General features: G+C 72.0%; 20 protein-coding genes and 1 tRNA gene. 9 read left to right on the forward strand and 12 right to left on the reverse strand.

The features are described from left to right. Positions 1 to 66: 66 nt before the first annotated feature. Entirely contained in the window at positions 67 to 2,133 is a 2,067-nt protein-coding gene (locus ACGFQ9_RS26695; RefSeq protein ID WP_393577180.1) for an MFS transporter, read from the reverse strand. A 126-nt stretch (positions 2,134 to 2,259) separates the two neighbouring features. On the opposite strand from ACGFQ9_RS26695, the gene ACGFQ9_RS26700 reads away from it, so the two are divergent. Both ACGFQ9_RS26700 and ACGFQ9_RS26705 read left to right on the forward strand, forming a co-directional pair. Beyond that, a complete protein-coding gene (locus tag ACGFQ9_RS26700) occupies positions 2,260 to 3,417 on the forward strand; it encodes a peptidoglycan-binding protein (RefSeq protein ID WP_393577182.1) in 1,158 nt (385 codons plus the stop codon). Positions 3,418 to 3,569: 152 nt separating this feature from the next. Beyond that, entirely contained in the window at positions 3,570 to 4,253 is a 684-nt protein-coding gene (locus ACGFQ9_RS26705) for an HAD-IA family hydrolase (protein ID WP_393577184.1), read from the forward strand. Positions 4,254 to 4,374: 121 nt separating this feature from the next. Here ACGFQ9_RS26705 and ACGFQ9_RS26710 read toward each other — a convergent pair whose 3' ends face one another. Next, positions 4,375 to 4,938, reverse strand: coding sequence for a TMEM165/GDT1 family protein (locus tag ACGFQ9_RS26710; protein WP_393577549.1), 564 nt, complete (start codon positions 4,936 to 4,938; stop codon positions 4,375 to 4,377). Positions 4,939 to 5,449: 511 nt separating this feature from the next. On the opposite strand from ACGFQ9_RS26710, the gene ACGFQ9_RS26715 reads away from it, so the two are divergent. The 4 genes from ACGFQ9_RS26715 to ACGFQ9_RS26730 all read left to right on the forward strand — a co-directional run bounded on the left by ACGFQ9_RS26715 (position 5,450) and on the right by ACGFQ9_RS26730 (position 9,744). Next, a complete protein-coding gene (locus ACGFQ9_RS26715; protein ID WP_393577550.1) occupies positions 5,450 to 6,091 on the forward strand; it encodes an HNH endonuclease family protein in 642 nt (213 codons plus the stop codon). 144 nt (positions 6,092 to 6,235) lie between these two features. Next, entirely contained in the window at positions 6,236 to 7,903 is a 1,668-nt protein-coding gene (locus ACGFQ9_RS26720; protein ID WP_393577185.1) for an alkaline phosphatase D family protein, read from the forward strand. 200 nt (positions 7,904 to 8,103) lie between these two features. Beyond that, the gene (locus ACGFQ9_RS26725) at positions 8,104 to 8,718 is read left to right on the forward strand and encodes a DedA family protein (RefSeq protein ID WP_393577187.1); all 615 of its coding nucleotides are present in this window, start codon (positions 8,104 to 8,106) and stop codon (positions 8,716 to 8,718) included. A 462-nt stretch (positions 8,719 to 9,180) separates the two neighbouring features. Next, a complete protein-coding gene (locus tag ACGFQ9_RS26730) occupies positions 9,181 to 9,744 on the forward strand; it encodes a hypothetical protein (protein ID WP_393577188.1) in 564 nt (187 codons plus the stop codon). 94 nt (positions 9,745 to 9,838) lie between these two features. Here the strand turns inward: ACGFQ9_RS26730 and ACGFQ9_RS26735 are convergent, their stop codons facing one another. The 6 genes from ACGFQ9_RS26735 to ACGFQ9_RS26760 form a co-directional block, all read right to left on the reverse strand. Further along, positions 9,839 to 10,063 carry a DUF2277 domain-containing protein gene (locus ACGFQ9_RS26735; protein WP_393577190.1) on the reverse strand — a complete coding sequence of 75 codons (225 nt, stop codon included), beginning with the start codon at positions 10,061 to 10,063 and terminating at the stop codon, positions 9,839 to 9,841. Positions 10,064 to 10,070: 7 nt separating this feature from the next. Next, positions 10,071 to 10,694, reverse strand: coding sequence for a hypothetical protein (locus ACGFQ9_RS26740; RefSeq protein WP_393577192.1), 624 nt, complete (start codon positions 10,692 to 10,694; stop codon positions 10,071 to 10,073). Between the two features lie 273 nt (positions 10,695 to 10,967). After that, entirely contained in the window at positions 10,968 to 13,334 is a 2,367-nt protein-coding gene (locus ACGFQ9_RS26745) for a hypothetical protein (protein WP_393577193.1), read from the reverse strand. Positions 13,335 to 13,367: 33 nt separating this feature from the next. Next, complete coding sequence (locus ACGFQ9_RS26750) at positions 13,368 to 14,570, reverse strand: hypothetical protein (RefSeq protein WP_393577194.1); 1,203 nt, start codon at positions 14,568 to 14,570, stop codon at positions 13,368 to 13,370. Positions 14,571 to 14,905: 335 nt separating this feature from the next. Further along, on the reverse strand, positions 14,906 to 15,127 hold the full coding sequence (locus tag ACGFQ9_RS26755; RefSeq protein WP_393577196.1) for a hypothetical protein: 222 nt from the start codon (positions 15,125 to 15,127) through the stop codon (positions 14,906 to 14,908). Positions 15,128 to 15,289: 162 nt separating this feature from the next. Next, positions 15,290 to 15,364 (reverse strand) — tRNA-Val (locus ACGFQ9_RS26760). A 65-nt stretch (positions 15,365 to 15,429) separates the two neighbouring features. On the opposite strand from ACGFQ9_RS26760, the gene ACGFQ9_RS26765 reads away from it, so the two are divergent. The 3 genes from ACGFQ9_RS26765 to ACGFQ9_RS26775 all read left to right on the forward strand — a co-directional run bounded on the left by ACGFQ9_RS26765 (position 15,430) and on the right by ACGFQ9_RS26775 (position 17,661). After that, on the forward strand, positions 15,430 to 16,722 hold the full coding sequence (locus ACGFQ9_RS26765) for a hypothetical protein (protein WP_393577197.1): 1,293 nt from the start codon (positions 15,430 to 15,432) through the stop codon (positions 16,720 to 16,722). A 109-nt stretch (positions 16,723 to 16,831) separates the two neighbouring features. Beyond that, positions 16,832 to 17,434 (forward strand): DUF4383 domain-containing protein, encoded by a 603-nt coding sequence (locus ACGFQ9_RS26770; RefSeq protein WP_393577551.1) that lies wholly within the window; start codon positions 16,832 to 16,834, stop codon positions 17,432 to 17,434. Between the two features lie 17 nt (positions 17,435 to 17,451). Continuing rightward, on the forward strand, positions 17,452 to 17,661 hold the full coding sequence (locus ACGFQ9_RS26775) for a zinc ribbon domain-containing protein (RefSeq protein WP_393577199.1): 210 nt from the start codon (positions 17,452 to 17,454) through the stop codon (positions 17,659 to 17,661). Positions 17,662 to 17,688: 27 nt separating this feature from the next. Here the strand turns inward: ACGFQ9_RS26775 and ACGFQ9_RS26780 are convergent, their stop codons facing one another. From ACGFQ9_RS26780 to ACGFQ9_RS26795, 4 genes are all read right to left on the reverse strand, one after another. Next, positions 17,689 to 18,348 (reverse strand): O-methyltransferase, encoded by a 660-nt coding sequence (locus tag ACGFQ9_RS26780; RefSeq protein ID WP_393577201.1) that lies wholly within the window; start codon positions 18,346 to 18,348, stop codon positions 17,689 to 17,691. A gap of 62 nt (positions 18,349 to 18,410) precedes the next feature. After that, on the reverse strand, positions 18,411 to 19,238 hold the full coding sequence (locus tag ACGFQ9_RS26785) for an HAD family hydrolase (RefSeq protein WP_393577202.1): 828 nt from the start codon (positions 19,236 to 19,238) through the stop codon (positions 18,411 to 18,413). After that, a complete protein-coding gene (locus tag ACGFQ9_RS26790) occupies positions 19,235 to 21,835 on the reverse strand; it encodes a phosphoribosyltransferase (RefSeq protein ID WP_393577204.1) in 2,601 nt (866 codons plus the stop codon). Before ACGFQ9_RS26790 ends, ACGFQ9_RS26785 begins: the two co-directional genes overlap by 4 nt. After that, positions 21,835 to 23,013 (reverse strand): HpcH/HpaI aldolase/citrate lyase family protein, encoded by a 1,179-nt coding sequence (locus tag ACGFQ9_RS26795; protein ID WP_393577205.1) that lies wholly within the window; start codon positions 23,011 to 23,013, stop codon positions 21,835 to 21,837. The genes ACGFQ9_RS26790 and ACGFQ9_RS26795 overlap by 1 nt, the downstream gene beginning before the upstream one ends. Positions 23,014 to 23,041 lie beyond the last annotated feature (28 nt).

Below are 23,041 nucleotides of genomic sequence, written 5' to 3' on the forward strand. Positions count from 1 at the left end.
CGGCGGCATCGGCTCAGGGGACGGCGTCGGGTCGGGGGGCAACGTCGGCTCAGGGGCGGCGTCGGCTCAGGGGGCGGCGTGGTCGCGGGCGGCCAGTCGGTCGTACGGCTCCTCCGCGTCCGAGCCGCACAGCTCCGCGTTGATCTCCTTGACCAGCTCGGTCAGGTCCCTGGGCCGGTCCGGTCCCCACCAGTCGCCCAGCAGCTCGGCGAGCGACTCCTCCCGGGCTTCGGACAGGCGCGCGGCGGCCACGCGTCCCGCGTCGGTCAGGACGAGCGGCAGCCCCTCGCGACGGGCGAGGCCGCGCTCCTCGACCTGCCGGGCGGCCTCGGTGATGACCCGCAGCGGTACCTGGGTCCGGTCGGCGAGCAGGGCCGGCTCGGTCGAGCCGTACTTGTTGATCCGCAGCAGCATCCAGCTGGCGGCGGGCATCAGGTCGTAGCCGGCCTTGCTGGTGATCTTCTCGTAGACGTGGCGCTTCCCCTGGAGGGTGCCGAGGACGGACAGGGCGCGGGCGACCTCGTCCCGGGAGGACCGCTCGACGGGATTGGAGGCGAGCGTCTCGGTGACGTCGGGGGCGGTCACCGAGCCGCGGAGCGGGTCCTCCTTGAGGAACCAGGACACGGCGAAGGCGAGGAGCACGATCGGCACGGCGTAGAGGAACACGTCGGTGATGGAGGCGGCGTAGGCGTCGAGGACGGTGGGGCGCAGCGAGGCGGGGAGTTCGGCGATGGACCGCGGGTCCGCCTCCAGCCGGGCGGTGCTCGCGCCGGCCGGCAGCGTGACCCCGGCCAGGGCCTCGGCGAGCTTGTCGTCGAGGCGGTTGGTGAAGACCGTGCCGAAGATGGCGACACCGAAGGAAGCGCCGATGGAGCGGAAGAAGGTGGCCCCGGAGGTGGCCACGCCGAGGTCGGCGTAGCTGACCGCGTTCTGCACGACGAGGACCAGCACCTGCATGACGAGACCGAGGCCGGTGCCGAAGACGAAGAAGTAGAGGCTCGTCTCCCAGGTGGGGGTGGTGCGGTGGAGCTGGTGGAGGAGGAGCAGTCCGAGGGCGGTGACGGCGGTGCCGGCGATGGGGAAGACCTTCCAGCGGCCGGTGCGGCTGACGATCTGCCCGGAGAGGGTGGAGGAGATGAGCATGCCGATGACCATCGGCAGCATGTGCACGCCGGACAGGGTGGGCGATACGCCCTGGACCACCTGGAGGAAGGTCGGCAGGTAGACCAGCGCGCCGAACATCGCGAAGCCGATGACGAAGCTGATCACCGAGCACAGGGTGAAGGTGCGGATCCGGAACAGCCTGAGCGGGAGGACGGGCTCCGCCGCCTTCCGCTCCACGAACACGAAGGCGACGAGCAGCACGGCGCCGAGGACGGCGAGGCCGATGACGCGGGCCGAGCCCCAGCCCCAGGTGCCGCCGAGGGAGGCGACGAGCACCAGGCAGGTGGCCACGCTAGCGATCAGGAAGGTTCCGAGGTAGTCGATGGTGTGCTTCTCGCGGCGCACCGGGATGTGCAGGGCCGTGGCGATCGCGGCCAGGGCGACCACGCCGATCGGGATGTTGATGTAGAACACCCAGCGCCAGGACAGGTGGTCCACGAACAGCCCGCCGAGGAGCGGGCCCAGCACGCTGGTCGCGCCGAAGACACCGCCGAAGAGGCCCTGGTACCTGCCTCGTTCGCGGGGCGGGACGATGTCGCCGACGATCGCCATCGACAGCACGATCAGGCCGCCGCCGCCCAGGCCCTGCAGCGCGCGGAAGCCGATGAGCTGCGGCATGTTCTGGGCGATGCCGCAGAGCGCGGACCCGATCAGGAACAGCACGATCGCGCCCTGGAACAGCTTCTTGCGTCCGTACTGGTCGCCCAGCTTGCCCCAGAGCGGGGTCGCGGCCGTCGAGGCGAGCAGGTAGGCGGTGACGACCCAGGACAGGTGGGCCATGCCGCCGAGATCGCTGACGATCGTGGGCAGGGCGGTGGAGACGATGGTCTGGTCGAGTGCCGCGATCAGCAGGCCGAGCAGCAGGGCTCCGATGGAGACGAGTACCCCTCGGGCGGGGTGCTCGGCGGACGGGCCGGGCCGCTGGGCGGGATCGGGATCGATGGCGGGCGTGGTCGCTTCCTGACCCATGCACTCCTCCTCGGGCCGCTCCTCACGTCCATGGTGAGCGGTGTGCCCGGTTATGGCCTCTCGGGCAGTAGGGGGCAGTGGGGAAGGGGCTACATAATCGCTGGCAGTTCCCAGGGAGGGGTTTGAGTGAGCGCTGAGCGCTGTCCTGAATGCGGTGCCGCGAGAACCGGCTGCGGGTGCGCGCGCCCCGCCGGGTACCACCCGCTGCACATCCGCCCGTACATATCCCTGGCGGACTCCGCCCCTTCCGCCGCAGCCGCCGCTCCGGCCGACGATGCGGCCGACGGCCCGGCCACCCAGGTCCTGCCGCCCGTACCGCCCGCGCCGGAGTGGGGCGCGGGCGCCGGTCCGGCGTACGGCACGTCGGGGGCGGGCCACGACTACGGCGTTCCGGCGTACCTGACCACCGGGTACGAGGCCTCCGTACCGCCCGGACCGCCCGGACCGCACGTACCGCCCGGACCGCACGTGCCGTACGCGCCTCCCGCGCCGCCCGGACCGCCTGGACCGCGGGGGTGGGGGGACGAGGACGACGCGTCCGGCCGGACGGACGAGACCGTGCTGCTGCGACCGGTCCCGCCGTCCGCCCGGCGCCGGAAGGCCGCGGCCGGCCGGCGCCGCGGCCTGCCCCTGCTGGCCGGAGCCGCAGCCGTCCTGGTGATCGGCGGCGGCGTACTGGCGCTGGGCGGCTCGGGGGACGACGACCGGGACAGCAACCTGGCCCTGCCCGATCCGAAGCTCTCGGGGGCCGCGGAGAGCGTGGCCCCGGTCGGCCCCAGCGCCTCGGCGACCGGCCCCGGCGAGGAATCCTCCGGCCCCCGCCGGCCCTCGCGCGGCCCCTCCGCGTCCCGTTCCTCCTCGGCTTCCGCGTCCGTGCCGGCCGGCTCCTCCCCCGGCCCCTCGGCCACCTCGGCGCCGAGCACGAGCACGGGCCCCGGGGCGCGCCCGGGCGCGAGCGGCTCGCGCCCGCCGGGCGCGACGGCCGCGCCGCCCAGGACGGACGGCCTGACGCTGCAGTCCGGCGACTCCGGCCCTGAGGTGGCGCAGCTCCAGCGGGACCTGGCGTCCCTCGGCCACTTCCACGGCCGCGTCGACGGGCGCTACTCCGGCAAGACGAAGGACGCCGTCGCGAGGTTCCAGCGCGACGAGCGGGTCACGGCCGACCCCGAGGGCGTCTACGGCCCGGCCACGCGCGCGGCGCTGGAGAAGGCGCTCAAGAAGTACGAGGACGACTGGGGCGACGACGACGGCTGGGGCGACTACGACGACGACTGGGACTGGTAGGCGCCCCGGGCGGCCCGCTCGCCCTCGTGGTTTGCCGGTGGCGCGGTCGGCCCGGTATTTTGTATCGTGAAGAAACAAAGTGGTTCCGCCCGCATTCCCTGACCGGCGGGCGGAACCGCTTGTTCTCTTCTTCCTCCCCCTGGAGTCCCGTCGTGCCGGCCAGCACCGCACCCGCCCCCGTCGTCCTCACCGCCAAGGCCCTGCTCCTGGACATGGACGGCACCATCGTCAATTCGGACGCGGTGGTCGAGCGCTGCTGGCGGGAGTGGGCGGAGTCGCACGGACTCGACGCGCGGGAGGCCCTGAAGGTGGTCCACGGCCGCCAGGGGTACGCGACGATGGCCATCCTGCTGCCCGACCGGCCCATGGCGCTCAACCACGCCGACAACGCCGAGATGCTCGCCCGGGAGACCGCCGACACCGAGGGCGTGGTCCCGGTCGCGGGCGCTCCCGAGTTCATGGCAGCGCTCGGTCCGCTCCCGCACGCCCTGGTCACCTCCGCCGACGAGGCACTGGCCACGGCCCGGATGACCGCGTCGGCGCTGCCGATGCCCGAGGTCCGGGTGACGGCCGAGCGGGTGTCGGAGAGCAAGCCGCACCCGGAGGGCTTCCTGAAGGGCGCCGCCGAGCTGGGCGTGGACCCGGCCGACTGCATCGTGTTCGAGGACTCGGGCGCCGGCATCGCCGCCGGGCGGGCCGCGGGCATGCGCGTGGTCGGCGTCGGCCCGCGGGCCGGCGAGCACGGCCCGACGGTGCACGTCCCGGACCTCACGGGGATCCGCGTGGAGCCGGACGGCGAGGGTTCGATCCGGCTGACGGTGCGCACGGCCGCCTGAGCCGCGTACGCGAAGGGCCCGCCCGGGGACTGCCCGGACAAGCCCTTCGCGTGCGCGCGCCCCGCGCTCCCGCTCCCGCTCCCGCGTACGCGTCCGTACGTCAGGGGTGCGTCAGGGTGCGTCAGGGCGCGATGGCCTCGTAGAGCGAGAAGACGGCCAGCGCGGCCATGACCGCCGCGGCGACCTTGGTGATCAGGCGCAGCGGCACGTACTTCATGAGGGTGCGGCCGCCCAGGATGCCGATGCCGGCGACGGCCCAGAGGGCCAGGACGGCGCCGAGGCCGACGGAGACGGGGTTGTCGTACCGGGCGGCGAGGTTCGCGGTCATGATCTGGGTGAGGTCGCCGAACTCCGCGACCAGGATCAGCATGAAGCCCGCCCCGGAGACCTTCCAGAACGACTGGTCCGCGGGCGCCTTGATCTCCTCGTCGCCGTCGTCCTTCTTCAGCAGCAGCATGGCCGCCCCCGCCAGGAAGAGGACGCCGACCACCGCCTGGACCAGCCGGTGCGGGAGCAGGGTGAGCACGCTTCCGGCGGCGATGGCCAGGGCCACGTGCACGGCGAAGGCGGCCGCGACTCCGGCGAAGACGTAGGAGGCGCGGTAGCGGGTGCCCAGCATGAGGCCGGCGAGGGCCGTCTTGTCGGGCAGCTCGGCGAGGAAGACGACGCCGAACGCGATCGCCATGACGCTGAAGGTGATCACAGGATGGAACCTCAATCGGTCGGGCAGAACGCTGCCGAACCGAGAGACCTGGCCGTTGGCCGTTTCAGGGGTCGCTTCGGCTCGACAGCGCCCTGTACGTACAAGGACACTGCGGCCGAAGGTCTCGCTGGCCGGCCGCTGACCGCGGCCTGCCTCCGGGCGCCGGCTGGGATGACCCAGCAGTATGTCGACGGTCCGGCGAAGAGCTACTCCCCTTCTGCTCCGTACAGCGTACGCGACGATTTCGCGGGTCCGGAATAGGCCTTTGGTCCCGGCCCGTCCCGGGATGCACACCGGAAACCGGCACACCATCGCCCGGACGCTCAACTTCCGTTTGAGTAGGGCGCGTTACCCGACTTGATGTGACGTGCCCATGTCGCCACCCTGTCACCTGGCGCCCATCCCCGCGATACCCGGCGCCGCCACCATGGCCGGGCCCCGCCGGGGCGCACGGCCGCTCACCCCCCGCACCCAGGGAGCCCTCATGCCCGTCATGCCCAAGTTCTACGCGCGTCGCCTTGGCGTGCTCGCGTCAGTAGCCGGTCTGGCCGTCACCGCCCTGATCACGGCCCCCGCCGCCCAGGCAGCCCCGCCCGCCCCGATGAGCGCCGCCGCGGCCCGCGCCTACCTGGCCACGGTCACGCCCAAGGCGGAAGGTTCCTCCAGTGGCTACAGCCGTGACCTGTTCCCGCACTGGAGCACCGTCTCCGGCTCCTGCAACACCCGCGAGACCGTCCTCAAGCGCGACGGCGTGAACGTGGTCACCGACTCCTCCTGTGCCGCCGTCAGCGGCAGCTGGTTCTCCGAGTACGACGGCGCCACCTGGTACGCCGCCTCCGACCTCGACATCGACCACGTCGTCGCACTCTCCGAGGCCTGGCGGTCCGGGGCCGGCTCCTGGACCACCGCCAAGCGCCAGCAGTTCGCGAACGACCTCACCCGGCCGCAGCTCATCGCCGTCACCGACAACGTCAACCAGGCCAAGGGCGACCTGGACCCCGCCGAGTGGATGCCCTCGCGCACCTCCTACCGCTGCACGTACGCGCGGATGTGGGTCCACGTGAAGCAGTACTGGGGCCTGAGCATGGACTCCGCCGAAAAGAACGCCCTGGTGAGCACCCTGAACGGCTGCTGAGAAACCTCCCCCGGGCGAGGCAGGACGACTCCCCCGCCCGGGGGACGCGGACGCCCCCTCCTCCACGTACCTTGAATCATGGGTTCGAAGGGTCCCGCCAGACCCTCCGGATGGTTCAAACGGGCATGGAGGAGGGGGAGTTGCATGGCCGACCTGCGCTTGGGGCCGCTGCTGCGGCACGTCGACTGGGACACCGGCGGCTCGGCGACCGTATGGGTCGAGACCAGCCGCCCGTGCACGGCCGAGGTGCGCTGCGCCGACGGCGCCCACGGCCGGGTGTGCACCTTCGCGATAGCCGGACACCACTACGCCGTGGTCCCGGTGACCGGCCTCACCCCCGGCACCACCACCGCCTACGAGGTACTGCTCGACGGCGTGCGGGTGTGGCCGCTCCCGGACAGCCCCTTCCCGGCGAGCACCATCAGCACCCCGGCCGTGGCCGGGCCCGGCCGGCCCTCCCCCGGGCTGCGGATCACCTTCGGCTCCTGCAGGCAGGCGGCCCCGCCCGCAGACTCCCACGGGCCGCACGGCCCGGACGCCCTGGACACCCTGGCCGCACGGCTGGCCGCCGACCCGCAGGCGGAGCGGCCCGACCTCCTGCTGCTGCTCGGCGACCAGGTGTACGCGGACGCCCTGTCCCGGGAGACCCTGCGGTGGCTGCAGGCCCGGCGGGACCTGGACGACCCGCCGGGGAAGCAGGTCGCGGACTACGAGGAGTACACCCGGCTGTACTACGAGTCCTGGCTGGACCCGGAGATCCGCTGGCTGCTGTCCACGGTGCCCAGCCTGCAGATCTTCGACGACCACGACGTCATCGACGACTGGAACACCAGCGCCGCGTGGGTCGCGGAGATGCGGGCCACCTCGTGGTGGCGGGAGCACGTGCTCAGCGGCCTGATGTCGTACTGGGTGTACCAGCACCTGGGCAACCTCTCCCCGGCGGAACTCGCGGCGGACAAGCTGTACGCGGCGGTCCGGGACAGCCCGGACGGCACGGAGACCCTCCGGGCCTTCGCGTGCGAGGCGGATGCCGACCCGGCCTCGGTCCGCTGGAGCTACCGCCGGGACTTCGGGCGCACCCGGCTGCTGATGGTGGACACCCGCGCCGCCCGGGTGCTGGCCGAGGACCGGCGGGCCATGCTCGACCCGGCGGAGCAGCAGTGGCTGCGGGACAACGCGCTGGCCGGACACGGGGGTTACGACCACCTGCTGGTGGGCTCCTCACTGCCGTGGCTCCTGCCCCCGCTGGTCCATGACGCGGAGGCCTGGAACGCCGCCCTGTGCCGCGGCGAGCGGGGGCCGCGCTGGGCACGGATCGGCGAGAACCTGCGGCGGCGCAGCGATCTGGAGCACTGGGCCGCGTTCCCCGCCTCGTTCGCGGCACTCAGCGATCTGATCGAGGAGGTGGGGACGGGCCCGCGGGCCCCGGCGACGGTGGCGGTCCTGTCTGGAGACGTCCACCACGCCTACGTGGCCGAGCCCCGGATACCCACCACGGCCCGGGTGTTCCAGCTGACCTGCTCCCCCGTCCACAACTCGATCCACCTGGCGGTACGGCTCGGATTCCGGCTGGGCTGGTCCCGGGCCGGACGCCGGCTCGGCCGGATGTTCGCGAAGCACGGACGCACCGGACGGCCGCCGTTGACCTGGCGGCGGTCCGGAGGGCCCTGGTTCGGGAACCAGTTGATGACCCTGGCCCTCTCCGGGCGGTCGGCCCGGCTGCGGTTGGAACAGGCCCGGCGGACGCGCAGAGGCGCCAAGGGCGCACGCCTGGTGACGGTCCTCGACAGGAACCTGACAGAGTTCCCCTGACGCACCGCAGGCCGTTCGCCCAGTCCCCGCACGGGTTGTCGTCACCTGCGGGGACAGGCACACCGCCCCGGCCGGACGCCTTCCGTCAACCCGGCGTACGCTGTATGGCTGTCAGCCGCCCCTGCCGCCCCAGCGACGTCGCGGCGCTTCAATGCCGAGGCACGCCAACCGGACTGGGGAGTCCTGTTTTGTTCGAGACTATGGGGTCGCTGACCACGAGCCCCTGGATCTACGCCCTTGTGGCCGTTTCCGTCATCCTCGACGTCTTCGTACCGGTTCTGCCGAGCGGCGTCCTGGTGATCACGGCGGCGGCCGCGGCCGCCGCCGCGGGAGCGGCCGGCTCGTCCGAACCCGTCCCGGAGCAAGTACCCGACATCATGGCGCTGCTGGTCATCGCGACCACCGCCTCGGTGCTGGGCGACCTGGCCGCGTACCGGCTGGCCCGGCGCGGCGGCCCCCGCCTGGACCGCGCCATCGCCCGTTCACGCCGGCTGACGCAGGCCCAGGAACGCCTGGGCACCGCCCTGGCCTGCGGCGGCGGCGCCCTGGTGGTCATCGCGCGCTTCGCCCCCGCGGGCCGCTCGGTGGTCTCCCTGGGCGCGGGCAAGATGCAGCGCAAGGTGAAGGAGTTCCTGCCCTGGTCGGCCCTGGCCGGCATGGCCTGGGCCGGCTACAGCGTGGCCCTGGGCTACTTCGGCACCCAGTGGCTGGGCACCACCTGGCTCGGCACGGCAGTCTCCCTGGTGGCCCTCTTCGCCGCCGGCGCCCTGGCCGCCTACCTGATCCGCCGCCCCACCCCGACAGCAACGCCGTAACACCCCACACCCCTACGGACGCCCGCCCCCCGGTGCGGGCAGGCGCCCCACCCCGGTGTGGGCAGGCGTCCCGCAGGGCGGGACGGGTGGGCACACCGGGACACCCCCGCCCAACAGCTGCACCCCGCCCAACCGGAGCCCCGCCCCAACGCCCCAGCCCAGCAGCCGCCCCGTGGATCTCAGGCCCCCGAGCCCGGCCAACACAAACCGCACGGCCAGACGACCTCACGGCCTCACCGCCGGACTGCCGGACCACCGGACCACCGGACCACCGGACGGACCCAACCACGCGCCCACACTCAAACGCCGCTCCCCCACCCGGCCCAACCCCTCACCCGTTCACCCGGCCCCGATCGCCACCCCACCCCTCCCCTCCTAGCGTCGAGACACGGTGCGCAACCGACCCCGCGTCACATCCGTGCCCTGGCCGCGCCGTGCTTCCCGGAGCCGAGGAGTACCACCATGCCCGCCACGCACACGCACACGCCCGCCCATCCCACCCCCACCACGGCCGGGACCCAGCCCCGGAACAGAGCCAGAACCAAGGCCAAGGCCAGGGCCAGGGCCGCGTCCGCGGCCATGAGCGCCGCCCTCATCACTCTCGCCTCCGCCACGACCGCCTCGGCCGCCCCCACCGCCAGCATGTCCGCCACCACCGTCTCCCCCGGCGGCCGTGTCGGCCTCAACCTCCAGGGCTGCGGAACCCGAACCGGCCGCGTGACATCAACCGCCTTCGGCGAACTCCAGCTCACCCCGGGCAACCTCGAATCCACCACGCTCATCGGCACGGCCCAGGTCTACCGGGACGCCCGCTCCGGAGCCCATGCGGTGGTGTTCGAGTGCGGCGGCGCAGGCGGCGAGCGGGTCACCCTCACCCTCCAGGTCACCTCCGGAGCCGCACGCGGCGGCACGGGCGGCAGCATCAGCGGGGTCAGCCCCACGGAGATCGCCATCGGCGGCTCCCTCGCGGCGGGCGCACTCGGAGCCGGCATCTGGCTACTCCGCCGCCGCGCAACCACCCACTGACCCGGCACGCCCGCCGGCGCCACACGAGCAGCCGCCCCGCCCGCGGGCCCGCCAACCACCGGCCAACCGAACAACCGGGCAACCGCGCAACCACTCAAACGGCCGCCGCACGCCCCCTGACCTGCAGCCCGTCCAGCAGCACCCGAGTCGCCTCGGCCACCGCGTCCACGGCCGCGTCGAACACTTCCTGGTTGTGCGCGGCCGGCCGGTGGAACCCGGACACCTTCCGCACGTACTGCAGCGCGGCGGCCCGGATCTCCTCCTCGGTGGCCTTCTCGGGGAGGGCGGGCGGGCGCAGGGTCTTGATGCTCCGGCACATACCCCCACTATGCCTCGGGCAGCACCGCCCCCGACAGCTTCATGATCAGCCCGGCCTGCAGCCGCGCCCGCAGCGCCGGGTCCGCCACGTCGGCCAGCAGCTGCACGGCCTGCTGCGTGGTCTCCGCCGTCCTGCGATCGTCACGCAGCGCAGCTGTCTGCTCGGCCATGTGCCGCAGCGCGAGATCCGCCCTCCGATGGAACAGCTGCCCGATCAGGGTCACCACCACCCCCACCGAGCTGGTCACGATCCCCGCGTACAGATCCCCGGTGGTCTCGGCCTTCCACACGGCCAGCGCGACCCCGAGCAGCAGGATCCCGGCACCGAACGCCGCGAAGACCTGACTCACCACGAAACTGCTGCGCGCCTGGGTCAGCCCGTACGCGTAGTACTCGACCAGCAGCGGCGTGAAGTCGTCCCGCCGATCACCGAGCAGCGGCGTACCACCCGCCGACGAGTCGACGTACTTCCCGCCCCCCGGCACCGCCCGGGGCCCCGGCACGGTCCCCGTCGCAGTCGCAGTCGCAGTCGCGCTCCGCAACTGCTCCAGCAACCGCTCGCGCTCCCGCTCCCGCCTCCGGTCGAACCCCCGCCCCCACAACCCCAGCCACTCCGCCATCCCCTTGGCCATCCCCCGACCATCCCACGCCCTCGCCCCCCGGCCAAGCCCCGCGCACCCCGGCGAACCGTGACGCACGGCGGACTACACCGATCCGCCCGAGGCAACCGACAGTTGAGAACTCAACGACAACGAGTAGCCCAAAAGGGGACCAAGGTCCAATGCCAGGACAGCGACGGCGACCCCCTGACCTACACCGTCAAGTTCACCATCGCCCGCCCGGCCACCTCCTCGGAAACCCAGACCCTCAACCTCAAATAGTGTTCGAAGGTCGGGGGACCACCGTCACTCCGACCCGAGCTCCTGGATGTCGCTCGCCTGGGAGGCGTAGATGAGGTAGTCGTCCCACATCGCGGTGAACTCGGTCTCCTCCTCGTACCGGACGCGGACCGGCTCCCCGGTGAGAGCAAGTCGGGCCCCGGTGAGGATCATCTGCGGACGCTCGTATCCCGGCAGGCCGCACTGATCCAGTTCCGACGGACTCACCAGCTGCACCTCGCGGCCGCGCCCGTCGGCCATCAGGGTGATCTTACGGCTGTAGGAATCGATCGACTGCCCCACACAGGTGTAGATCGACGGGAGAAGGCCGTTCTCCACCAGGACGTCCAGTGCCTGTTCGATCATGGCGCAGGCTGCCGAGATCGTGCCGCTCTCAGGGAAGTCCTCCCCCGCGTGGGCGATTCGGTTGCGCAGGTCCGCCACCCGGCCGGTTTCCAGCTTCGAGGCGAATTCCCGTAGCGCGCTCAGCAGGGTCTGCCTGCTCTCATCGCTCAGGTCCAGGATGAGCCGGGTGTGGAGGAACGGGAAGGTGTAGATGGAGGAGGACCTCGCGGAGAAGAAGGGCACACGGCCGGCTTCCCTCAAGAAGTCCTGAGGGCTCTCCACGGCCTGTTCACACGCATCCGCGAGAACTCGGAAAGACTGGATCAGCACTCCGAGTGAGTTCCGGCCCTCGACGTCGTAGGCGAAGCCCTTGGGGACGTTCGACGGATCGGTCATCGTGTCGGCGAAGAACCGGTCGGCCCAGGAGCGCCGGTAGACGAAGCGCTTGTGCCGTTCATTCGGGTAGGGGTCGGAAAGCAGCGTCCAGCAGACGAAGCGCAGAGTGCTGATCAGCAGCTTCTCCAACGCGGTGAACAGGTTGATTCCGACGCTGCGAATCTCTTCCACCCGGCCGACCGAGTCGCCGAAGCCTCCCGGTGTCTGCAGGAGTCCCTGCAGTTGTTGCCGGTACTGCCTAACGGCGGCATCGGGACTCTCCGGGCTGTCCAAGGGGTGCCCCAGCTTCCAGAGGATGCGGTCGATCAGTTCCGCCTCCTCTTCCGCGGTGCGAGGGATCCGGAACCTGCCGTAGCGGAGCTCTTCGAAGGCAGCGAGCAAACGAGACCGGTCGTCCAGGATCAGGTGTGCGACCACGTCCCGCGGCGGCGTCGCCCGGAGGTAGTTGTCCAGCCGGGTCATGGCATCGCCGCCGGGAACCGTGCGCAACCGCCAGTCCAGGTCTTCCAGGGCATCGCCCGCGTACAGCGAAGTGATCAGATGTTTGAGCGCCACGGGTGCGGTCGGGCCCAGACGGGACACGAAGCGCACGCCCAGGCGACTGACCTGGCTCTCCGCCCGGAAGTATCCGCCGTTGTCGTGTTTCGACCTCAGCGGACGCCGGATCTCGGTGCGCGCCACCTTGATGCGGTTCTCGTTGATGGCGTCTTCGAGTTTGAGGACCAGACTGCGGTCCGAGACCGCCAGCAGTAGTTGGAAGAGCTCGGCGCCCTCGACCGTCTCGGCGATCCGGGCCGCCGGGCGGCCACCGAGGTCGTTCCCGATGTGCCGGCCGACGAACTCCCGGATGCCATCGACGTTGTCCTTGAGGAGGGAGGCGAGAAGCGTTCTCCTCTCCGATTCCGACAGGGCGTTCGCCAACAACCAGGGAAGTCCCCAGCGGTTGTCGGTACGGAAGTACTCGTCGTCGGGCAGCGAAAGATCCTGGACCAGCCGACCGAGCGCCAGTTCCACGGGCACGTCCGGAAGGATCGCCTGGTAGGCCCTGCCGCACAAGGTCTCGCCGGTCTTGAGCCGTGAATGGTGCACGCCGACACAACCCGGGTCCAGGCACTCGATGGCCGGACCACAGGTCGTCGGCTCCAGGCAGCGATACTCGGGCACCACCAGCATCCCGAGGGGGCCCACGGTCAGGTCCGCCACCTGGAACACACCCTGCGGGAGCATCTGCAGGAGCTGAAGGGACTCCGAGTTGCCGAGGAACGACTGCGGTTCGTTCCCGTAGCGGCTGATGTAGGCGTCGTCGAGCTCGCGGCCGAACACCCACGGATAGTTGATCCTCCGGTACTTGACGTCTTCGCCGACGACGCGAACGGCCAGGTCCAGATCGGTGGACTCCGGTATGAAGGTGAGCTCCTTCCCGATGATGAACTCGGCGAACACCGCCGCCTTGGCATCCGAGGGCGACAGGCCCGGAACTGCCGCGGTCACTCGCTCGAACCATTCCTGTCCCGTCGCGGACAGGACGATGGCGTCGTCCAGTTCCACGGGGAATCTGTAGGAGTCCTCCAGGACGCAGTCCCGGATCATGAGCCGCAGTGCGTTCAGGCGCTGCAGTCGCGGGTCTTTCGGATCAAGAGCGGCCGACACCATGCTGCTTCCTTCCCCCCTACCGGCTGGCTTCGTTCAAGAGTCGAGCTCGGTTCCTGTGGCGCGGAGCATCCTGCGCACCGGGCCCAACGCCGTCATGGCGAGCGAAACCGTACCCGCCACGGCGGTCCACACGAGGAATCCGCGCAGGCCCTTGGATCCCCAGAGTGCTCCGGCCGCGTAGGAAAGACCGAACGGAAGGCCCAGGACCGCCACCAGCCCCATCACCGCGTTGGTGGACCGAGCGAGTGCGACCTCCACGTAACGCGCCGAATCGGTGAGGTCCTCGGCAAGACGGGCACGGAGCTCGGGCATCCGGTGCTGGGCGCAGTATTGTTCGAGGATTTCGTTCCCCTTGGCGTGGACCGTGATGTGGTCCCGTCCGAACGCCCTCCGGAGTTCGATGAGTTGGCCCTCCAGTGAGCCGAGCCTCCCTGCCCCGAGACGTGGGAGGGAGATGTCCGCGACCCGGTTGGCCAGCGCGTTGAGGGCATCTGCCTGGAGTCGTCCGAGGAGGATCACATCGAGGTAGATGCTGTGCACGTAGGTCTGAGCGGCGGCGTGGAACGTATCGCCACCCCCGGGATCCGGACTCGTTCCCACGAACGCGACGCCGTCCCGCAGGATGAGCGCCTGCCAATCCGCGGAGAAGTGGACGCGGCCGTCGAACAGTGAGACGTCTTCGCGATCGGGGGGGAAGGCGGACGAGGACGTGGCCGAAGCGAGGGACCACAGCCACTGGTCCTGCGCCGGCCATGCAGCGTAGGCCGAGGGCATCACCGGTGGCGCGGCGCTGCCGAACGTCACGTGGCCGATCGTGGTGGCTCTGCGGGCGCGGGCCGCGATGCGGACACCCGCCGGGAGCGTGTCCTGGCAGCGCTGCCGGTTGGCCGCTCCCGACCCCGGGGACGAAAGATCACGGAGGCCCGCGAGCTCACCGACGGGGTCATGGCCGAGCTGTATGTGGAGGACTGCGAGGCCGGTGGTGGCCCCTGAGCCGGGGGGAGCGCGCAGGACCTCGACGGCGAGCACGGTGAGGGTGCCCAGCGTCACGGTGGATGAGCGGTGCCACCGGACAGGGTCTCCCGAAGTGCCGTACAGGGTGTGGGCGATGCGCGGCTCGAAGTACTGCAGTCTGGCGTCTTCGTCGGCGTCGCGCGCGTGGGAGGAATTGGACGGCCATAAGGAGGAGGCGGGTAACGGCCCGGGGGTCCATGCGGGGACCCGGTCGATCTCCACGGGAAGTATGAGACAGCCAGTCCTGCGCACCAGACTCAACCGGCACTCTCCCTCCGCTCCGCCCGCAACACCGCCTCACACGATAACGAACGGGGTCGTGCGGCAAGCCCGGCTTCGAGGATTGCTCGCCACCACGACGAAGCTTCCCGCCGGCAAGGGCACACGACATCCACCGGCTGTGAGCGCCACACCCCGCGCCCGCACACGCCGAAGGTGCCCAACCGGGATCGGCTGGGGACCTCTTCGCCGGTGGGCGCGGATGGTTTCGAGCCGGCGAAAGCTACTTTGCAAGCTCGCATCGGGGCGCTGTCACCGCGCGGTCCGGGACAACGGCCCTAGAGTTTGATCATCTTGGTGTACGGGCTCAAGATCCGCTCTCGCGCCGAGCCGAAATCGACGAGCGTCGCGATTCCGTCCTCGACGCCGATCACTCGGCCGAGTCCGTACACGTCGTGCGTAACCTGGTCACCCACCGCGAAGTGCTTGGGGGGTGGCGCGGTCGGGGCTTTGAAGGGGCTGCTCGGCAGATGGCGCTTCGGTGCAGCTGGCTTTGTCATTGTGCCCAGTATGCGGCCAGCGGGCTCCGACCGGACCACCGTGCACATAACCGTTCGGACCCGATCCCCGAGGCGGCGGGCGTCGCGCCCGATCCGCTCCCGTTGATGTCAGGAGCAGATGTGAAAGGCCCCTCGCCGATTACGGCGAGGGGCCTTTCACATTGGTGGGCGCGGACGGTTTCGAACCGCCGACATCTGCTTTGTAAGAGCAGCGCTCTACCCCTGAGCTACGCACCCGTGGATGAGTGGACAGCCTACATGCACGGCGCACCCCGGACGCAAACGAGTAGGGGTGGGTGAGAATGGAGCGAGGCAGGCGGGGCAGGGCGGACGCGTACGGGAGAGGGATTGTGGCGACGGCATCCCGGCGGTGGTTCGGTGGGCGGGACGAGAGCCGGCGGGCGGACGCGCAGGCCGCGAAGGATGCCGCCGCGGCAGCGTTCTACGAGCTGGACACCGCCCAGCGGGACCTGCGGATCTCCATGGAGACCATCGCGGCGGTGGACGGGAGTCCGGCCGGGCGGCAGGCCGCGGAGGGGTTCGGGGCGCTGGGGCGGCGGATCGACGAGGTCAGCCACACCTACATCGAGGCGGTCGACGCGTACGACCTGGACCGGGTCGACCTCGACGGCGCGTCCGCCGGGCGGGCCAAGCAGCAGCTGGACCGGGCACGGGACGAGCTGGTGCGGGTCAAGGGCGAGCTGGACCGGTTCGCGGAGGGGCTGCGGCCGCTGCTGGACCGGGCCGAGAGTCAGCTCGCGCAGGTGGCGCCGGCCCGGGAGCGGGCGCGGGCGGCACTGCTGGGGGCGAGCAACGCGCTGGACGCCGTACGGGCGCAGGGGCTGCGGGCCGACGAGCTCGCGGCGCGGCTGGCGGCGCTCGGGCCGGAGCTGACCAAGCTGACGCAGGGGGCCGGGCAGCACGGCGTGCCGGAGACCCTGCAGCGGGCCGACCGGATCCTGCGGGACGCCGAGGGCATCCGGGCCGAAGCCGAGCGGCTGCCGGGGCGGGCCGCGGAGATGGACCGGCGCATGGTCAGCCTGCGGACGCGCGCACAGGCGCTGCGGAACCGGGCGGAGCGGGTGGATCCCGTGCTGAGCGAGCTGCGGCGCCGGTTCTCGGCGGCGTGCTGGCAGGACCTGCAGCCGGTGCCGGAGCAGGCGGCACGGGACGTCGCGCAGGCGGAGGAACGGCTACGCGAGGCCGGCAAGGCACGCGAGGAGCAGCGATGGGCGGACGCCACCGCGCTGTTCGCGACGGTACGGGCGCTGCTCGACGCGGTGGACGGAGCGGTGTCGGAGGCGCAGGACCGGCTGGAGCAGCTGGAGGCGGTGGCCCGGGACCCGGAGGTCGAGGTCTCGCGGACCCGGTTCGCGATCCGGGACGCGCAGCGGCTCGCGATGGACGGCCGTACGGTGCCGGATCCGCGGCACGCCCGGCCGCTGGACGAAGCGGTGGCGCGGGTGGACCGGGCGGTGGCGGGGCTGACCGGCCGGCACCCCGACTACTGGCAGTTCCTGAAGGAGCTGGAGGACGTGCGGAGCGGCGTGGGACGGGTCGTCGGCGAGATCCGCGCCCAGCGCGGGCTGGGCTGATCACCGCCCGGGGCCGACGGGCGGGTGCCCGGCCCGGCACCCGGTTGTCCCCGGGCCGCGGGCGGCGCAGGCTGGGGGTATGGCCAGTCATGCCGAAGGGCATCTGCGGATGCCCGTCACCAGTCATGTCGAGCCGCACCTGCGGATCCCGGTGACCGCGCGGCTCGACGAGCATCTGCCGGTCGACCACAAGCTGAGCAAGGTCTACCGGGTCGGGGCGGGGCTGACCGGCCTCCTGCTGGTCGCCTTCGGGATCCTGGGGCTCACCGACAACATCGGGTTCTTCGACACCGGCGGGGACCGGGTGCTGGGGCTGAACACCAACGGTTCGCTGAGCGTGCTGTCGATCTGTGTGGGGCTGCTGCTGTTCACGGGAATGGTGATCGGCGGGAACTTCGCCTCCACCCTCAACATCGTGCTCGGCCTGGCCTTCATCGCCAGCGGGTTCGTGAACCTCGCCCTGCTGGACACGGAGCTCAATTTCCTGGCGTTCCAGATCCAGAACGTGCTGTTCAGCTTCGTGGTGGGTGTGATGCTGATGTGGTTCGGGATGTACGGGCGGGTGGGCAGCGCGCTCCCGCACGACAACCCGTACTGGCGGGCCCGCCATCCCGAGCAGGCCGCCCGGGAGGACCGTGCCCGGGCCCGGCTCCAGGCCCGGTCGAGCGGGCACGAGGAGTACCTGCGGCGGCAGCTCCCCCACCAGTCCTGAGCGTTTAGCATGCCTGCATGCCTCGCTACGAATACCGCTGCCGGACCTGCGACGACACCTTCGAGCTCAGCCGCCCGATGGCCGAGTCCGGTGATCCCGCCGACTGCCCCGCCGGGCACCCCGACACCGTGAAGCTGCTCTCCGCCGTCGCCGTCGGCGGCACCAGCAGCGCCCCCGCCCCGGCGGCCGGGGGCGGGGGCTGCTGCGGTGGCGGGGGCTGCTGCTAGCCCTGCCCCCGTGTCCCCTGCCTGCTGCTAGCGCTTGCGGGAGAGCGTCAGGCCGTCCGAGATGGCGAGCAGGACGCTCTCCATCCGCTTGTCCTCGCGGACGTGCTCGTTGAAGGCGCGCACCGCGGCCGGGGTGCCGGGCGCCGACTCGTCCACGACCTTGCCGTGGAAGAGGGTGTTGTCGGTGACGATCAGGCCGCCCTGGCGCATCCGCGGGACGAGTTCCTCCCAGTAGGCGATCTGGCTCGTCTTGTCCGCGTCGATGTAGGCCATGTCGATGTGCGGCTCGGCCGGGAGCGACCGGAGGGTGTCCAGCGCCGGGGCGATCCGCAGGTCGATGCGGTCCGCGACGCCGGCCTCCGCCCATGCCTCGCGCCCGTACGCCGTCCACTCCTCGGAGACGTCGCAGGCGATGATCCGCCCGTCGGCGGGCAGCGCCTGCGCCATGGAGAGGGTGGAGAAGCCGGTGAAGGTGCCGACCTCGACGACGAGACGGGCGCCGGTCAGCCCGACCAGGAACGCCAGCAGCGGTCCCTGCTCCTCCGCCGACTGCATGCCCGCGGCGTCCGGGAACTTCTCCCAGGTCTTCTCGATCAGCCCGTGCTGCGCCGCGGTCAGCGGCGGGTTCTGCGCGAGCATGTAGGCGTACAACTCATCCGTGATTTTGGTGGTGTTGCCCTTTGTCATGATCGAGGAGCCTACTCGGGCTCCGCCCCCGCCGCCTCCCGGTTCGCAGCGTCCGTCGCCACCTACAGCGCCCGGTTCGCGGCGTCCGCCGCCTCCCCGAACGCCCTGACGATCTCCTCGCCCGCCAGCACGCCCGCCGTCGCCAGCGCGACCACTCCCGGAGCCTGCCACCGCGACTCGGCCAGCTCGCCGTGTCCCGGCCGCCAGGCCCGGTCCGCCGCCAGCAGCAGGTCCGCGTCGAGCAGCGAGTCCCCCGCGGCCAGGGTGTGCGTGGCCCCCGTGCGCCGGGCCACCTCCCGCATCGCCGCGCTCTTGGTCAGCGGGCGCGGGACGGCGTAGATCTTGCGGCCCTGCAGGGAGACCGTCCAGCCGCGCTCCTCCGCCCATTCCGTGAGCGCCTTCAGCCACTCCTCCGGCACCAGCGCCCGCTCCACCACCAGGTAGACGAAGAGGTCCTCCGCCACCCGGGCCTTGCGCAGCCAAGCCGGGTCGGCCGTGCCGGTCAGGCGGTCGTGCACCTCCTCCAGCGGGGCGCACTCCCGCGCCAGGCGCGCGGCGACCGTCCGCCGCCAGTCCCGGTCCGGGACGCCGTCGACCAGCAGCTGGCCGCCGTTCGCGCAGATCGCGTACGGCGCGGGCGGTCCGGGGAAGCGGATGCGCTGGTACTGCTTGCGCGTCCGGGTGGTGGTCGGGACGAACACGACGTCCTCCCGGCCGGCCAGCTCCGCCAGCAGGGCCGCCGCCGTCTCCGTCATGAAGGACAGCGGCTTGCCCTCGTGGATCTCCACGCACAGCAGCCGGGGCGCCTCCGGGTCCGGCGCGGTCAGCGCCAGGGCCGCCGAGGAGTAGATCAGCGTCCGGTCGAGATCGCTCGCTATCAGGACGGTCACCGGTTGACCACAGCCTTTCCGTCGGCGCCCGTGGCGCCTCTCGTGAAGCGGGGATGGATGAGTCCGACACAGGTGTACGGCAGGCCGTCGACCTCCTCGACCGGCACCCCGCGCTGCCCGGCCAGCAGGCGTACGTGGTCCAGGTCGGGCCCGGCGCCACGGCGGGCCAGGATCTTCCACGGCACCCGGCGCAGCAGCACCCGCGTGGTCTCCCCCACGCCCGGCTTGACCAGGTTCACGTCGTGGATGCCGTACTCCTCGCTGATCCGCTCCACCGCCGCCCAGCCCTCCCAGGTCGGGGTGCGGTCGGCGGCGAGGAGCTCCTTGACCTCGTCGGCGACGGCGTCGGCGACCTCGTCGAAGCGGGCCGCGACGGTGTCGACGAAGGCGGCCGAGACGTCCGCCCCGGCCAGTTCCCGGTAGAACTTGGCGCCGTGGAAGTCACCCGGCCCGACCAGGTCGGCGCGGAGCACGGTCCGCGAGACCAGGCCGGAGACGGTGGAGTTCAGGCAGGCGGAGGGGATGAGGAAGTCCTCGCGGGTGCCGTAGGTGGAGACGCAGCCGCCCGGGTCGGCGAGCACCACGATCTCCGGGTTGAAGCCGGGGCCCTCTTCCGTTGCCCGGTGGGCCTCCAGCGCGGCCCGCAGCTCCCGGGTGATCGCGCCCTTCCCGGTCCAGCCGTCGACGAAGACGACGTCGGCCGGGTCGTGGCGGTCGGCCAGCCAGCGCAGCGCGTTGGCGTCGATGCCGCGGCCCCGCACGATCGAGACGGCGTAGTGCGGCAGGTCCAGGCCGTGCCGGTGGCGGGCCCAGCGGCGCATCAGCACGCCGACGGGGGTGCCGGCGCGGGCCAGCGAGACCAGCACCGGGGACGGGGACCGCTCGGCCAGCACGGTCTCGGTGACGGTGCCGACGGCGCGGGCGATCCGGGACGCGGACGCGTCGAGCGCCGACCGGTAGAGCTCCTGGTACTGCGGGCTCGGCTGGTACTCCACCGGCAGGGACTCGGCGTAGTGGGCGCCGCCCGCCTGGATGGCCTCCTCGCGTTCCTCGGTCGGGGCCTCCAGCTCGACCTCCGAGAGGTCCTGGAGGAGCCAGCCGACGTCCTCGGCGGCGTAGGAGGAGAAGGCGGGCCCGCGGAGGGGCTCGGGCAGCATGATCGGCTCCTGCCGGTCGGTATCGGGATCGGGGACGAGGACCGGGACGGGGACGCGTTCGGGTTCGCGTGCGGGTGCGGATGCAGCGGGGTCGGCCGCGCCGGCGGCCGCGGGCACGTACGCCGGGACCACCGCGAGCAGCACCCGGCCCGCGTGCCGGCGCAGCCGGTCCAGCAGCCCGCCCGGCGCGTGCAGCGCGGGGGTGTCCCCGGCCGAGTCGACGACGGCGACGACGGTGTCGAAGCCGGCACCCGCCACGTTGTACGCGTACCGGTCGCCGGGACCGTCCGCCGGGTCGTCGTGGGCGGGGAACACCAGGCGGGTGCGTATGGCGTAGCCGGGGTCGTCGACGGCGAGCACGGGCGAGCGGGTCGTGGTCGAGAACCGGACCTCGGCGGCCGCGCCGCTGTCCTCCAGGGCCTTGGCGAGCCGCAGCGGGGTGTACATCAGCTCTTCGTTGCCGAGTACGAGAACCCTGCCGGGCCGCGTCCCGAGCGCCGCGGCGAGCTGCGCGCCGAGGCGGGGGACCGCTCGTTCCAGCCGCGTCCGGTGCCCGGGCGTGAAACCGTGGCGCCCGCCGTCGGGGACTCCGCCGGGCCAGTCCAGGACGACGCGCTCGACCCCGGCGGCCGGCTCCGGTCCCGCCGCACCCCGTGCCGCGCGCCCGGCGCCCGCCTCCGGCCGCCCGGCGCCCGCCTCGTGCTCGGCCACCAGCGCCTGCCCCTTCGCCAGCACGTCCGGCGGCAGGGCGACCGTCCCGGAGGCCAGCGCGACCAGGTCGATGCGGGCACCCAGCTCCGCCGCGAAGGCGGTCAGCCGGTCGCGGTCGGCCGGGGAGCGCATGTCGACCAGGGCGACCACCACGTAGTGCCGGCGCGGATGGCGGGCGTGCAGATCGCGGATGGTGTTGAGGACCGTGTTGCCGGTGGAGAACTCGTCGTCGACCAGCACCAGCGGACCGGTGCCCGCCAGCTGTGCCGGGTCCTCGGGCAGCAGCAGGTGGGAGGTGGCGTGCGAGTGGGACTCCTCGAAGCCGCCGGCCGGGGTCAGCCCGGCCACCGGACGGCGGGTGGAGTGCAGGTAGGGGGCGGCACCGAGGCCGTCGGCCACGCAGTGGCCGAGCCCGGTGGCGGTCTCCGCGTAGCCGAGGACCACGGCGGAGCCGGCGTCCGCGCCGAGCAGCTCCCGGACCCGCTCGCCGAGCCCGTACCCGGCGCCGTACACCACGGACGGGAGCTGCGGCACGTGCTTGCCGAGCACCCGGGAGACGAGCAGGTGGGCCCGCTTGGGGTTGCGGCGCAGGGCGAGCCCGAGCAGGCCCGGCAGCTCACCGGCGCCGTCCAGGCGCACTCCGAGCCGGTCCGCGACCCACGTTCCTGACCAGACCGCCGTGTCGATCGTCTTGCCTTCCCTCGGTTGCGTGCTGTCGTGGCCGGACATCAGACCTGCAGTCCCGCCGTCAGGAGGTCGACGAAGCCGACGTCCTCCTTCGCCACCCCGAACACCTCGGCGCGCAGCATCGTGCGCTCGGCCCAGGCCCGGTGGGGCTTCACCTCGTTCATCTTGTTCGTGTACGCGGACCTCATCACTCCGCCGCCGCCGCGCTCCGGCCGCAGGATGTCCTGGGCATCGCTGAACTCCTCGAGCGAGACGACCGACAGGGCGTGCACCGGGGTGGTGTGCGCCGGGTGGATGCAGGTCTTGCCGAGGAGTCCGTTGGCGCGGTCGAGCTCGATCTCGCGCAGCAGCCCGTCCAGGTCGTGCTCGATGAGGGTGGTGCGGAGGTCCTCGGCCTGGCCGTCCAGGAACGGGCTGCGGCGCAGCTGGGGCTTGAACATCCGCTCCTGGTGGCGGAAGTACTCCCAGACCGGACCGGTGACGGTGAAGCCGGTGCCGTCCGCCCGGCTCAGCACGTTCACCACGTCGGCGATGACGTTCGCGACGATCTGGACGTCGTAGGCGGTCATGTCGGGGGAACGGCGCAGGCCGTAGGCGGAGCAGAAGTCGGTGACTCCGAGGCGGAGGGCGAGGACCCGGTCGCGGTGGCGGTTGACCGTGCGGGAGATCCCGGCCAGGGCCTCGACCCGGGTCTCCAGGTGCAGCAGCTCGGGGGATTCGAGGACGGGCATGGCGTAGAGGCGCTGTCCGCTCGCCGCCTCGGCGGCGGCGACGGCGTCCAGGAAGGCGATGCCACGTTCCTCGGTGAATTTCGGAAGTACGAAACCGGCCAACCAGCGGACGGAGGCGCCGAGCCGGGCCACCAGGTCCGGTATCTGCTCCGGCGTGCGGACCCGGACGAACAGCAGCGGCAGCTCGGCGGCGCCGTCCTCACGGGCCTGCGCGTCGAGCTCGGCGAACTGCCGGACCAGGTTCTCCTCACCGGCCGTGACCTCGGCATCGCTGATGGAGTCCTCCAGGCACAGCACCATGGACACGACACCGCGGGCTGCCTGCTTGCGGATGTCGGAGGCCAGCTGCGGCCGGACGGCGGGGCTGTAGAGGGTGGCGCCCAGGGCCGCGGCGAGAATGCGGGCCGGAGATCCGGCGGTGAATTCGGCCGGTTCCCGGTGGAAGAGACCCTCACGGGCCGCGGGCGATATGTGCCCGAAATGACGCATGTGCTTCCCCCGTACTTGCCTCGGCGGC

The organism is Streptomyces sp. NPDC048603 (assembly GCF_043199475.1).
GTDB lineage: Bacteria > Actinomycetota > Actinomycetes > Streptomycetales > Streptomycetaceae > Streptomyces.